Source organism: Ruegeria sp. ABD4_443 (assembly GCF_056160865.1).
In genome coordinates, this window is record NZ_JBSWYA010000002.1 from 43967 (window position 1) to 56957 (window position 12991).

The following is a 12991-nucleotide window of genomic DNA, read 5'->3' on the forward strand; positions in this document are numbered from 1 at the left end:
ACAAATGAATGAAACTCTCACCACAGGTGCCGTGACCGTGAAAATCATCGTTCTGCTGATCGCCGCGCTGTTGCTGTTTGCGCCCTTCCTGTTCCAGGACATCCGGTCGCTTGAGGTTGCCGCACGTATCTGCGTCTTTATCGTTCTGGTCGCCAGCTATGACCTGTTGATCGGCTATACCGGCATCGTCAGCTTTGCCCATACCATGTTCTTCGGACTGGGCGCCTATGGCGCTGCAATCGCCTTGCGGCAGATGGGTCCGGGCTGGGATGCGGTTTTGACCGGCGCGGTGGCCGGTGCGTTTGTTTCGCTGATTTTGGCCATCGCCATCGGCCTGTTGTCGCTGCGGGTCAAGGCCATCTTTTTTGCGATGATCACCCTGGCGGCCGCCAGCGTTGCCATGGTTCTGGCCAGCCAACTGTCCCAGTTCACCGGAGGAGAGGACGGGATCACCTATAAAGCGCCCGATCTTTTCAAGCCCGCAACCAAGCTGGCCGTGACCGACGACGGCAAGGTCGCGCGGCTGTTTGACGTCAGGCTCAATGGCAAGCTTGCGGCCTATTACTTTGTGTTCACCACCTGCCTGGTTCTGTTCCTTCTCATGCTGCGCCTTGTCGGCTCGCCTGTTGGTACGGTTCTCAAGGCGATCCGGAAAAACGAGGCGCGCGCCGAGGCCATCGGATACCGGGTCGTCGCCTATCGGACCTTTATCTTTTGCGTCGCCGCCGTGATCGCTTCGCTGGCAGGCACGGTCTATGCAATCTGGCTTAAATATACCGGCCCGGACACCGCGCTGAGCTTTACGATCATGATCGACATCCTTTTGATGGTCGTCATCGGCGGCATGGGAACCATGTACGGCGCGGTCATCGGCGCGGTCCTGCTGGTGCTTGCGCAATATTACCTGCGCGACCTCATGGGAAGCGCAGCCGAGGCGATGTCGAACATACCGGTCCTGCCCTTCATTCTGGAACCTGACCGATGGTTGTTCTGGCTGGGGATCATCTTCATCCTGCTGGTCTATTTTTTCCCGCAGGGCATCGCCGGGACGCTGGCCCGCAAAGGCGACAAGGCATGACCCTTCCCCGGTTCGCCTTCGTTCCGATCATGGATCACGAACTGCATGTGACCCTTTGGGGCGACCCGTCCGCCAGGCCCCTGGTGATGTGGCACGGCCTGGCGCGCACGGGCCGCGATTTCGACGAACTGGCTGCCGCCCTGTCTGACGAATTCTTTGTCCTCTGCCCCGACACGATCGGGCGGGGCCTGTCAAGCTGGTCATCCGATCCAAGGGCCGAATACTCGATCGAGTATTACTCGGGCATCGCAACAGACTTGCTGGATTTCTTCGAGATCGACCGCGCAGGCTGGATCGGCACCTCGATGGGCGGGCTGATCGGATTGCGCATGGCCTCTGGCCCGCTGGCCGACCGGCTGGAATATCTGATCGTGAACGACATCGGCCCTGAAATCCCCGGCCAGGCCATCGAGCGGATTTTGTCCTATTCCGGAACCGCGCCCAGTTTTTCGGGCCTGCGCGAGGCCGAAACCTGGTTTCGCCAGACCTATGAACCCTTCGGCCCCGCCAATGACGCGTTCTGGTCCAGAATGGCGCGCAGCTCGGTTCGCAGACGGGATGGCGGCGGCTTTACCACCCATTTCGATCCCAATATCACGATTCAGTTCACCGCCTCGGGGGACGAGTTGAAAAGCTGGGACAGATACGACCGTATCCGGACGCCCATGCATGTCATCCGCGGTGCGACCTCTGATCTGCTCACCGGCGCGATTGCGGCCAGAATGCAGACAAGTGGCCCCTGCCCTGACGTGACGGTCTTGGACGGGTGCGGCCATGCGCCCAGCCTGTCACGACAACAGGATGCCCGGCTCGTCCGCTCGGTTATCCAACGCCTGACCTAAGGGCGCATCCGAGCGGCGGCCGGGGTCACTGCCCCAAGGCAAGTCCTGCAGAAATCACGAGAACAGCAAACCGCCGTTGATATCCACATTGGCCCCGGTGATGAACGAAGCTGCGTCAGAAGCAAGGAACACCGCCAGTTTGGCAACTTCTTCCGACGTTCCCTCGCGCTTGAGCGGTGTAATCCCCGCAACATGCGAGCGCACTTCGGATTTGGTGAACGTATTGTGAAAATCGGTGTCGATCATCCCCGGGCAAACCGAATTGACGCGGATCTTCGGCCCCAATTCCTTGGCCATGGCGCGCGTAAAGGTCATGATGGCCCCTTTTGACGCCGCATAAACCGAGGCCCCGCCGCCGCCGCCATCACGCCCGGCCTGGGATGCGAAAGCCACGATCGAGGACCCTTCGGGCATGTGCGGCAGGCATTCGCGCGACACCAGCATGAACGACGTGAAATTCACATCCATCACTTTGTTCCAATGCTCCAGCGTCATATCCGCCAAGGTGACACGCGCGATCAGCCCGCCGGTCACATGGATCAGCGAGTCGATCTTGCCAAATTCTTCGACGGTCTTGGCGACCAGTGCCTTGACGTCCTGTTCCTTGGTCAGGTCACCCTGCAGGGCAAAGGCGCGACCGCCGGCTGCCGTGATCTCACGCACCGCGCTGTCCGCGCCTTCGGCGCTGGCGTGGTAGTTGATGACGACGTTGGCCTTGGCCGCTGCCAGTTCCATCACACAGGCACGACCGATATCGCGCCCGCCGCCGGTAACGATCACCGTTTTTCCGTCAAAACTCATTTCACTCTCCTCTAGGCATTTCGCAGTCGGGGCCGGTGCCGTGTTCGGTGGCAAAGGCGGCGCCCGCCCTGTGGCAAACGGGTCGATGACCCGGAACCAATCAGGGACGTTCCTAGCCCATTTTCCGCGTCAGCTCAATACAAATTTTTACAACTTTGACCGCGCTACCGTCCTGGCACGCGGCAAGGCCGGATGCCGGATCGGGGCTGCGCCCTTCACTCCACCGGGACCAGCGCGCCGCGCTGGCTGACAACACGTGCGGAACAGCGCTGCGCCGCCTCCATGGCCTTGGGCACACCGCATCCGCTTAGCATTCGCGCCAGGAACGCGCCGTTGAACGAGTCGCCAGCAGCCGTGCTGTCGACCAGCTTTTGCACAGCTTCTACCGGCATCTCGAACCTGTCGTCATTGCGACAGGCGATTGTCGGTTCGGCGCCGTTTTTGACCACGACCAGCTTGGCCCCAAGATCCAGGTATCGCCGGGCGGTTTCGTGCGGGTCACGATCCCCGAAATTGATGGCCTCATCTTCGAAGCTGGGCAAGACGATATCCGAAATACCACCGGCCCTGGACAGGGTGTCCAGCATGACATCCCGGCCCTCCCAAAGCCGCGGTCGGATATTCGGGTCAAAGGCCAGAATCGCATTTTTCTTCATATTATTGCGAATTTTGTCCAGCAAAACCTGCCGATCTTCTGATGGCAGGATCGCCAGCGATATCCCCGAAAGATACACAAGATCGGCCTTTGCCACACGCGCCCAAAGCGCCGAAATATCGCGCGCCATCGAACGTGCGGCCGAGGTGTCGCGCCAATAGCTGAAACTGCGTTCTCCATTCCCGAGATGGATAAGGTACAAACCGACCGTGCGGTCGCTGAAGGTGGGGCAATGCTTGCACGAGATACCGGCACCTTCGATGAACTGCCGCATCTCTTCTGATATCCTGTCTGCGCCAAAGCCCGTAAAGAACTCGGCCTTCCACCCGTCGGGCAGAAAGCCCCGCGCATACCAGAGCGAGTTCAGGACATCGCCTGCGAAATTCTGGCACAAGCCGCCTTCATCCCGCGAGGCGATCTCGACCATACACTCGCCAATTCCCAGAAACGTATTCAAGTCCGGCTCTTTCATGACTGTCATTTTCAAGCAGCATTTCCCAAAGATCGCCCAGCCATTTGCCGACGATTTGGTTTACAAATATATACAATATCTGATCGCTTGTAAATCTTGCATACGCGCGAGATAAGGCAAAAGGCGCCCGCGTATGCGCCCAGAGGCTGGTTAGATCCCCTGCCCCTCGAACACACGTTTGCGCGCGTTTTCGACATGCGCCCTCATGCTGAGCCGCGCGCGCTCGCTGTCCTTGGCCTCGATGGCGCGCAGGATGTCGTAATGTTCCTGCTGTACCAGTTCCATCCGTTCAATCGGCTTGGTCAATGACAGGTTGCGGGTCAGGTTCATTCCGACAACGATATTCGATTTCATGGATGTCCGCGCCGCCGAGAAATACTGATTTCCCGATGCATGGCAGATCATCTCGTGAAAGGTCTCGTCCAGATCGACACCCAGCTCACCTTCGCGGATGCATCGGTCAAGCTCGGCCAGCGTTTCGCGCATTTTTTCAAGATCGGCTTCGCTGCGGCGTTCGGCCGCCAGATAGGCCGCCTCGCCCTCGATCGCAGCGCGGAACTCGAATGTTCTCTGGATATCGGCGATTGACCCCACGGGGGCAAAGTCGCGCACTGCGGCCTCGGGGCGGCGTTGGACATACGACCCGGACCCCTGCCGGGACACGATTACGCCGTCTTCGCGCAATTGCTTGAGTGCCTGCCGCAAGACCGGGCGCGACACTTCCAGCCGTTCGCTGAGCGTGTGTTCGGTCGGAAGCTTTTCGCCGACCGGCGCCTCGCCACTGGAAATCATGGCCAGTATCTTTTCGTACACCCGGTCTGCCAGAGTACGATCACCAGAACGCTTTTCCGGTTTGGGCTTGGGGCTTGTCGCAAGCTCTATCGGTTGTTTTTCCTTCTCCACGACGAAAACCTGTCCATAGTTTCGGGGTCGGTCGGCGGGTACAGTCCGAACGTCGAAGCGCCATTTTGCACCATCTCCAATACGAAGTCTTCAAAGATTGTCATTTCCAGCGCTTCGTCGGTGATTTCATCGACCAGATGTGCCGGAATGCACACGACGCCTTCATTGTCCCCGACCAGAATGTCGCCAGGGAAAATAGAAACCCCGCCACAGGCGATCGGGTCGTTGATGGCCACGGCGTGGTGCTGGATCAGGTTTGTCGGGGCACTGGGCCGGTGATGGTAGGCGGGCATCTTAAGCGCGCTGATCTCGGGTGCGTCGCGAAACCCGCCATCGGTGACGATCCCGGCACAGCCACGCGCCATGAGCCGTGTAACCAGGATGCCTCCGGCAGAGGCCGCCCGCGCATCCCCACGGGAATCGACGGCAAAAACCGCGCCAACGGGGCATTCCTCGACACCTTTACGTTGCGGGTTGGTGCGGTCCGCGAACGAGTCCAGCCCGTCGAGGTCTTCGCGCGCCGGGATGTACCGCAGCGTATAGGCTTCGCCGACCATATTCGGACCCGGGTTCATCCGTTGGGGGCCGTGAAGGTAGACGTTCTTGAAGCCACGCTTGAACAAGACGGTGGTCAGTGTCGCGGTGCTGACGGTCATCAGCTTGGTGCGCGTCTTCGAATTGAGGGATGTCATCGTATTCTCCGTTCTTCACGCAGTTTTAAGTATGCCTTACCCGGCCCGTGCAGGTGCTGCCGGGGGGAAGGAACCGCCCCGCGCGCAAGTTGCGCGGGACCGTATCGAGGTCAGTTCGCCCGGCTAGTCCAGCAAGGATGGCAGGTACAGCGACACTGCCGGCACATAGGTCACCAGGATCAGCGCCGCCAGGATGGCCAGGTAGAATGGCCAGATGGATTTCAGCGCCTGTTCGATCTTGATCTTGCCGACCGCGCATCCGACAAACAGGCAGGTCCCGACCGGCGGCGTGCACAGGCCCAGCCCCAGATTGACCAGCAACATGATACCGAATTGCGTCGGGTCCATACCCAGGTCCTTGACCACCGGCAGGAAGATCGGGGTGCAGATCAGGATCAACGCGGCCATGTCCATGATCATGCCCAGAACCAGCAGCATGACGTTGATCATCAGCAGCACAAATATCTTTTCCTGCGTGATGCCCAGCATAAAGTCGCTCAGCTTGTCGGGCACCTGGTACAGCGCCAGCAGATAGGCAAACGAGCTGGCAAAGCCGATCAGGACCATGACCATGGCCGTTGTGCGCACAGACGACACAACGGCGATCTTGAACCCGTTCCAATCCAGCGACCGGTAGACAAAGAATGTCAGCAACAGCGCATAGATGGCCCCGAACGCACCGGACTCGGTCACGGTAAAGACGCCCGACAACACGCCACCGACGATGATGACGGCGGTGATCAGACCGGGCACCGCAGCGACCGAAGCCCGCCAGACAGCGCCCCATCCGGGGAACGCTTCGGCCGGGTATTCGTGTTTTATCGCAATGACATAGGCCGAAACGGCCAGGCAGACGCACATCAGGATACCCGGAACGACCCCGGCCAGAAACAGCTTGGAAATCGAAATCCCGCCACCGGCTGCGACCGCGAAGATGATCATGTTGTGGCTGGGCGGGATGACAATCCCTGCAATCGAAGACGTAACGGTCACGTTGACCGCATAATCCGGCCGATACCCGCGTTCCTTCATCACCGGCACCAGGATCGACCCCAACGCCGAGATGTCGGCAACAGCAGACCCTGAAATCCCGCCAAACAACATGCTTGAAAAGATGTTGACCGAGGCCAGACCGCCGCGCACATGCCCGACCAGGGCCGAGGCAAACTGAACCAGGCGTTTGGCGATACCGCCATGCAGCATCAGCTCGCCCGCGAAAACGAAGAACGGGATCGCCAGCAGCGAAAAGACCGAAATCCCAGAGACCGAACGCTGAAACGTGATCAGCAGCGGAAAGCCCTCGTACCAAAAGGTCGCGGCAGCCGCGATGCCCATGGCGAATGCAACGGGAAGGCCGATCAGAACGCAGCCAAAGAACATCCCAAGAAGAATTGCCAGTCCCATAATTCAGTACGCCTCTCTTCCAACGTATGTCTGACCCTTGGTCATGTAGATCACGCGCAGCACCGCCCGCAGGCCTGCAAACACAAATACCAACCCGCCGCACAAAAGGGCCGACAGGGTGCGGAAACTTTCCGGAATGTCGAGCATCGGCAGAAGCGTCGACCAGCCAAAGTTGAACAGTTCGATACAGGCGATCAGCATCGCAAATCCGAAGACGGCCAGGATGACGTCGTTCACCAGCTTGAGAATGCCGCTGACCTTTTCACCCAGCGAATCCCGGAACATGGTAACCCCCAGGTGGGTGTTTTCATGAACGCCCGCGGCGGCCCCCAGATAGGCGATGTAACACACCAGCAGCAGCGCAAGCTGTTCGACCCATGTCGGCGTCGCATTCAATACGTAACGTCCGAAAACCAGCCAGCCAAACGTAGCGACAAGAACAACAAGCGCGCAGGATGCCACCAGGATGCAAAGGCTGCTGAGCCTGTCCAATATCCACTCGATTTTAGGTACGATTCCGGTGTCCAACTCCATTGGACCGCCCCCCTTGTCTGTCTTTTTGGACCGTGCCCCACTCAGGGCGGGACACGGCCTGTTCAGGTTTTCAGATCACTCGGCGTTGCGGAACAGGTTCACAAGGTCGGTCATGTCCGGGTTATCGGCCAGGAAGGACTCGTAAACCGGTGCCATGGCTGCCTGGAACTCGGATTTGTCAGCGATCTCGTTGACCTCGACGCCACCGTTTTTGACAACTTCCATGGACGCGATCTCACGCTCTTCCCACAGCTTGCGCTGCAGTTCGGTCGAGTTGCGGCCAGCTTCCTTGACGATGTCCTGCTGCTCGGGGGAGAGCGCATCAAACGTCTTTTTGCTCATGCACAGGCATTCGGGAATGATCAGGTGCTGCGACAGCGAGTAATACTGCGCAACCTCGAAGTGATTGGTCGATTCATACGAGGGCGGGTTGTTTTCCGCACCGTCCACGACGCCGGTCTTGATCGACTGGTAAACCTCGGCAAAGGCCATCGGTGTTGCGTTGCCGCCCATGGATTCGATCATGCCGACAAACAGGTCGTTGTTCATGACACGCACCTTCATCCCAGCAACGTCTGCCGGGCTGTTGATGGGTTTGATCGAATTATAGAACGACCGTGCACCTGCGTCGTAATATCCAAGCGGAACAATACCCTTAGCTTCAAACGCGGCGGCAAGAGCCTCGCCCCCTGCCCCGTCCATAAGCTCGTGCATCTGCGGCACGCTCTTGAAGATAAAGGGCAGCGAAACGACGTTTGTTTCCGGCACGGCCTGCCCCATCGGGCCAAGGCTGAATACGCCGAAATCGATGATGCCAAGGCGCAGCTGTTCGATCGCGTCAGGCTGCGAACCCAGAACGCCGGCGTGGAAAACCTCGCCTTTCAGATCATCGCCGGTCTTTTCGGTGACTTCGGCCATAAAGGCCTCCATCGCGTGAGACACCGGATAGTCCTCAACGTGGATATTCCAGCCGCGCCAGTCCTTGGCTTCGGCCGCTACGGTCGAAAGAATGGTGATCGAAGCCGCCAGACCAGCAACGGTCCCACGCCCCAAAAGGCTTGTGAAAGTCATGTGATTTCTCCTCCTGACAAATTGTCATCACATATCTTTCATAAGTTACAAATTTTTACAATTAAAAAAGATTGGTCACTTTTCATCCCCTGTTTTCACTTGGAAAAACACCGTCCGCAGGGTCCGAACGCCGGGAATCAAGGGCACCGCGCGCCAAGAGATTCGCGCATCTCGCCCCTGCTCCGGCCCCGGCGATGGGGGCAGTTCAACCGTAGAAAGGCAAAGATGTGCGGGGGGGGGATCACGCGGAACAGGGGCTCGTGTATGGGGGCTGCAAAAGACATCCAGAATGGGTCTTTCGCAAAAGATGCCTACCACAAACTGTCATGGGCGCGCTGGGCGGCGGTCAGCCCGGCATCGAAGTATTTGTCGTAATATTCGTTTTCAACACGGTGCGTTTGCAACCAGACACCCGGCGCGTGAATGGCTTCGCAATGGGCCGGAAAACGCCCGTGGGTGTCATGGATATAGGTACAGATATCGCGGGCGCATTCGATGACATCGCGTTCATATTCCCCCGCCTCTTCAAGGTATTTCCGGCCGAACTCCCCCTTGTAGATCCGGTCGAACAACGCGCCGTCCTTGTAGATTCCATTTGGCCCGAATTTGCCTTCGATCACTGCGTCCACCGCCTCGGACATGCTGGCGTAATACGGCGGGCACTTTCCCTTGATCAGATGCTCGCCATGGTGGCGCAGGCCCACCGCGTGGGCGCGCACATGTTTCATGGCGGCGACCGGCAGTGTGTGCCAGCGCAGCAGGTCCATCACCCGCCATTTGGGTGTGACATGGTCAAACCCCAGCATCTTGCCGTAACGGTCGCTGAACTTGGGATCGCCCATCAGAACAGGCGGAGATATCGCGGCATGTATCCAGCCGCCCAGCCCCATCGCCTCGGTGACAAGGAACAGGTTCTGCACCAAAAGATCGGCCTCGATCTGGGTCCGCATCTGCCCCAGGACCCCCAGCGGGATCTTGATATCGGGGTTCAGGAACCCGGATTTGATCCATTTCTTTACCCCTGCCGGCTGATAGAAGTTGCGGTCATCCACGATGACGGGGCGCGCCTTGTCGGGCTGGGTCAGCAGGTACATCAAAGCGTTGATATATTGATGCGACAGATCGACGACCGGAAAAAAGATCGTCGACCCGGGCGTGTTCGACAGGAAACGGTTCGAATCCAGATAGGCCGGGAAATCGCGCATATCTCCGGGCACGTCTATCCGGCGATCCAGAATCTGTACCTTGGCCTGCGCGGCGCGTTCGATCAGAACCTCGGGCGTCCAGTTGTCCAAGCCCCCCGTCAGCGGTGCAAGACGGCGCAGGAAATAGGTGCCGGTGTCGTTGATCATGAAGAAATGCGTGCCTTGCGCATTGTCCGGGCTGCCTGCGGTCCGGCCCTCCATCACAAGGTTCGGTTTGGACATGATCGGGTCACCGCTTTCGTCATCAAAGAACGGACGGTCCGGCATGGTCATCCCCGAGGCGCCGGTGGCAGCGATCAGGATCGCTTCCTGCAAGGGCGAAAGCGGCGAAGGATCGTTCTGTGACTGCCAGCTTAACGAGCCCGCCACCACGTTCGACCCGCGGCCAACCCGCTTAGTCCGCCGGTTCCACAACGTCCTGGCCAGCGGTGCGTTCAGGAACGCATCAAGCCCCTTGGGCCTTTCGGGCGATGACATGGGCTACCCCTCCTGCAGCTTGTGCCACGGTGCAAAGGCCGTAGCGGTCTTGGGCAGCACGGCTGCGAATTCCGGGAAATGCCGCAGCAGCACCGATTTCATTCCGTTTTCGGCGATCCAGTCCATGCCCAGTTTCGTATAGATTTCAGGCCGGAAATCGGTGGTCAGAAAGCGGTCAGACTGTAGGCGGCGCGACGCCATCAGGATAAACACCCGGAACGCGGTGTCCGAAAACCCGAACCCGTCCGGCGGTGTTTCACCCAACAGGCCGATGACCGTATCGACCTTGTCTATGTCTCCGTACAGCTCTTTCAGGATACGGTTGGTTTCAGGGCTGGCCGTCAGGTCGTCCCAATCGGTAACGGGCGGCATATGAAGCCCCGCACGGAATGCGTTGTACCGTGGAACGCGGCGGGCACGGGTGCGCACGATATCGACCACGGACAGGTCGATCAGTTCGCCGAAACGTTCCAGATTCTGCAGCGCCTTGGGGAAGTTGTGCAGGGTAATCGCACCGGGATGCGCGATGCCTTGTGAATAGAGGCAATCGCGCAATCCCAATGTCCGCAATTGCTCGTCCGTCTTTTCGCCCTGGATCGCAAGAAAATCGCGCCGGGCCTTTTCCCGGCCCGTTGCGTAGTCGTAAAAGATGTAGTCGTCCGGGATCAGCGGATGCATGCGATAGACGGTTGCGAATTCTTCGGTCAGGGCATAGCGGCCGGTGTGATGGTCCGGCTCGGTCTCGGGTATACCTTTGAGCGCGTGCTCATCGGTCAGCCAGATACCCAGCCGCGTCAGCCAGGATTTCGGCGGTCCGTACCAATTGGTCTTCATGCCGATATCCAACGCCTGCGTCCCCAAAATGGCCGGAGTCCACTCGACCGTGTGTATCTTGGCGATCAGGGCAGAAACGATTAGGCGCGCGGTCTGATAGACCCGTTCGTCACCCATGTTGGGGTATTCGCGCTGCAAGGCGTCGCACAGGACATTGTGTTCGCGGGCAAACAACGTATGCAGCGTCGACAGGCCCAGCCACCAGCTTTCGTTGAAGCCGGTCAACTCAAACCCATGTACATTCTCGGGCAGATACCCTTCTTTCGTCAGCCTCAGCCGCGGGCCTTTCCTGTTTTTTGGACCTTCGCGCAGTTCCATCGCGGCCTGGTAATTGACCCCGTAGATCTGCGACCCGTCCCACCAGTGGGAATTTTCGTTGGCAAACAGGAACGGATCGTCCGCACCCGCTTTGGGGATATTGCCCGCAATGCGCATGTTGCGTTCGGGGGCTTGGTTGGGGCGGTTCTTCCAGTCGGGGTAACCTTCGGGAACCGGGACAACGTCATCATCATCGCCCAGCTTGCGCCGCTCATGCGCCACCCAGTCGTGAACCTGGAACTGAATCCACGACGCCGCCAGAATATTCAGGATCTTGGCCGGGATGAAATCCTGCCTGTCCATCAGCTTGCGGGCGACACGGATCGGGTTCGGGCTGTCTTCTGGCTGCTCTTGCAACGGCATGTTGCGCCCGAATGTCGCCCCGGCCGCCCCCATCCGGGGGTCGGACAGGTCGTTATAGCTGCCGTCATATGTGCGATAGATCCGCTGCTCGGGGCTGGGTTCGGGCGGAACGGCGCGTGCGGTCGGCACCGGCTCTTCGGGGTCGGTATCAATCAGGTTCTTTTGCCTCAGATCGTGCCGCAGCGCATCGAGGTTAAGCAGTTGCACCAGCAGGAGCGGGATCTTGTGCCACGGTAGTCGGCGATTGACGGCACGCAGGGTCGAACGCGCCGCCGTCCCGAAAATGCGGTTCCGAACTGGCGGAGGGGGCGCCTTGAACCGCTTCCCCTGCCGGTGCGTCGCTGACGCATCATAGACGGCCTTGCGCGCCCTGTTCAGGTTGCCCAGCGGGCGAAAGCCATGCGTCGTATTCCAGGGGTTGAACCCAAGTGTTTCAATGTCCAGCGCCTCGGCCAGCGCCTGCGGCGTGCTCAGGTCGCGCTGCGGCAATACCAGTTCGGCCACTTTGACGGGCGGGCTGACCATCTCGTCCCAGGCATGGGCTGCATCTTCGATCGGGGTCTGGTCTTCGGACACGAACCGCTGAACGTACAGGTCGAACGTGATGTCGCCCGCGGCCTGCCGCGACGAAAACTCGGACGCCAGTCGCGATGCGCCGGAAAAGGTTCCCGCGACCTGTGGCGTGCCCTGGGCAGGTTTGAACGTATATCGAACCGCCTCAGAACCCCAGGCAATCGCGCCCCTGCTCCAATAGCTTTCCAGCGCGACACTGTCGCAGACACGCAAGGCCTCGCGGACATTGCCAAGCATTCGTCGGGTTTCAGACAGCCCCAGCACGAAACACAGGCGCAGCAAGCCGGCCAGTTTGGACAGGCGCCCGCCCGCAAGAGCATGGGCAAAGACCACGAACTGGCGCGCATTGCGCGCATGGGGCACCGGGAAATTCGTCGCCAGCAGGTCGTGATCGACGCCATCGGATTCGTGGGCGCGCACCGCCAGGCCGCGCAGGTCCTTGTCCTCGTCCGACTGGGTCTGGGATGAGGCGTTGGAAAACCGTACCATTGCCGGGTATCGCGCACCGGGCTTGGCAAAGCCCACTTGCAGATCGTCGGGCAGGTCCGCGACAAACCGCAACTCGGCACCCTTGAACGCGGCGATGGCCTTTTTGTGAAAGGCCCGGTCAACGGTTCGCGCCTTTCCGGCGGCCATCGACTTTTGCTGCGCGGCCATCATCATCTCGGCCAGCGCCTTGGTTTCCTTCAACTCGGCCTCGGGCGAGCCTCCGACATAGATCTCGCGCCACTTCGTATGGGATTCTGGGCTGCCATCCATGGTGGCCCCT

Annotated in this window: 11 protein-coding genes; 2 read left to right on the forward strand and 9 right to left on the reverse strand. The window is 59.6% G+C overall.

Annotation, left to right across the window (positions count from 1 at the left end):
• Window positions 1-4: 4 nt before the first annotated feature.
• Complete coding sequence (locus ACXAG8_RS04350; RefSeq protein ID WP_475222501.1) at window positions 5-1078, forward strand: branched-chain amino acid ABC transporter permease; 1074 nt, start codon at window positions 5-7, stop codon at window positions 1076-1078.
• Entirely contained in the window at window positions 1075-1920 is an 846-nt protein-coding gene (locus tag ACXAG8_RS04355; RefSeq protein WP_475222502.1) for an alpha/beta fold hydrolase, read from the forward strand. Before ACXAG8_RS04350 ends, ACXAG8_RS04355 begins: the two co-directional genes overlap by 4 nt.
• Before the next feature lie 54 nt (window positions 1921-1974).
• Here the strand turns inward: ACXAG8_RS04355 and ACXAG8_RS04360 are convergent, their stop codons facing one another.
• From ACXAG8_RS04360 to ACXAG8_RS04400, 9 genes are all read right to left on the reverse strand, one after another.
• Window positions 1975-2721, reverse strand: a complete 747-nt coding sequence (locus ACXAG8_RS04360; protein ID WP_475222503.1) for an SDR family NAD(P)-dependent oxidoreductase — start codon at window positions 2719-2721, stop codon at window positions 1975-1977.
• 215 nt (window positions 2722-2936) lie between these two features.
• Window positions 2937-3857 carry a sugar kinase gene (locus ACXAG8_RS04365; RefSeq protein WP_475222504.1) on the reverse strand — a complete coding sequence of 307 codons (921 nt, stop codon included), beginning with the start codon at window positions 3855-3857 and terminating at the stop codon, window positions 2937-2939.
• A 141-nt stretch (window positions 3858-3998) separates the two neighbouring features.
• Complete coding sequence (locus ACXAG8_RS04370) at window positions 3999-4751, reverse strand: FadR/GntR family transcriptional regulator (protein WP_475222505.1); 753 nt, start codon at window positions 4749-4751, stop codon at window positions 3999-4001.
• Complete coding sequence (locus ACXAG8_RS04375) at window positions 4727-5443, reverse strand: ribonuclease activity regulator RraA (RefSeq protein WP_475222507.1); 717 nt, start codon at window positions 5441-5443, stop codon at window positions 4727-4729. Before ACXAG8_RS04375 ends, ACXAG8_RS04370 begins: the two co-directional genes overlap by 25 nt.
• Before the next feature lie 123 nt (window positions 5444-5566).
• On the reverse strand, window positions 5567-6847 hold the full coding sequence (locus tag ACXAG8_RS04380; RefSeq protein WP_475222508.1) for a TRAP transporter large permease: 1281 nt from the start codon (window positions 6845-6847) through the stop codon (window positions 5567-5569).
• Between the two features lie 3 nt (window positions 6848-6850).
• A complete protein-coding gene (locus ACXAG8_RS04385) occupies window positions 6851-7381 on the reverse strand; it encodes a TRAP transporter small permease (protein ID WP_475222509.1) in 531 nt (176 codons plus the stop codon).
• 75 nt (window positions 7382-7456) lie between these two features.
• Window positions 7457-8452: a TRAP transporter substrate-binding protein gene (locus ACXAG8_RS04390; protein WP_475222510.1), complete on the reverse strand. Its 996-nt coding sequence runs from the start codon at window positions 8450-8452 to the stop codon at window positions 7457-7459.
• 311 nt (window positions 8453-8763) lie between these two features.
• The gene (locus ACXAG8_RS04395) at window positions 8764-10134 is read right to left on the reverse strand and encodes a hypothetical protein (RefSeq protein ID WP_475222511.1); all 1371 of its coding nucleotides are present in this window, start codon (window positions 10132-10134) and stop codon (window positions 8764-8766) included.
• A 3-nt stretch (window positions 10135-10137) separates the two neighbouring features.
• Complete coding sequence (locus ACXAG8_RS04400; protein ID WP_475222513.1) at window positions 10138-12981, reverse strand: peroxidase family protein; 2844 nt, start codon at window positions 12979-12981, stop codon at window positions 10138-10140.
• Between the last annotated feature and the right edge of the window lie 10 nt (window positions 12982-12991).

Coding starts and splice junctions, on each gene's coding strand:
- ACXAG8_RS04350 (WP_475222501.1), top strand. CDS start 5: ATGAATGAAACTCTCACCACAGGTGCCGTGACCGTGAAAATCATCGTT.
- ACXAG8_RS04355 (WP_475222502.1), top strand. CDS start 1,075: ATGACCCTTCCCCGGTTCGCCTTCGTTCCGATCATGGATCACGAACTG.
- ACXAG8_RS04360 (WP_475222503.1), bottom strand. CDS start 2,721: ATGAGTTTTGACGGAAAAACGGTGATCGTTACCGGCGGCGGGCGCGAT.
- ACXAG8_RS04365 (WP_475222504.1), bottom strand. CDS start 3,857: ATGACAGTCATGAAAGAGCCGGACTTGAATACGTTTCTGGGAATTGGC.
- ACXAG8_RS04375 (WP_475222507.1), bottom strand. CDS start 5,443: ATGACATCCCTCAATTCGAAGACGCGCACCAAGCTGATGACCGTCAGC.
- ACXAG8_RS04380 (WP_475222508.1), bottom strand. CDS start 6,847: ATGGGACTGGCAATTCTTCTTGGGATGTTCTTTGGCTGCGTTCTGATC.
- ACXAG8_RS04385 (WP_475222509.1), bottom strand. CDS start 7,381: ATGGAGTTGGACACCGGAATCGTACCTAAAATCGAGTGGATATTGGAC.
- ACXAG8_RS04390 (WP_475222510.1), bottom strand. CDS start 8,452: ATGACTTTCACAAGCCTTTTGGGGCGTGGGACCGTTGCTGGTCTGGCG.
- ACXAG8_RS04395 (WP_475222511.1), bottom strand. CDS start 10,134: ATGTCATCGCCCGAAAGGCCCAAGGGGCTTGATGCGTTCCTGAACGCA.
- ACXAG8_RS04400 (WP_475222513.1), bottom strand. CDS start 12,981: ATGGATGGCAGCCCAGAATCCCATACGAAGTGGCGCGAGATCTATGTC.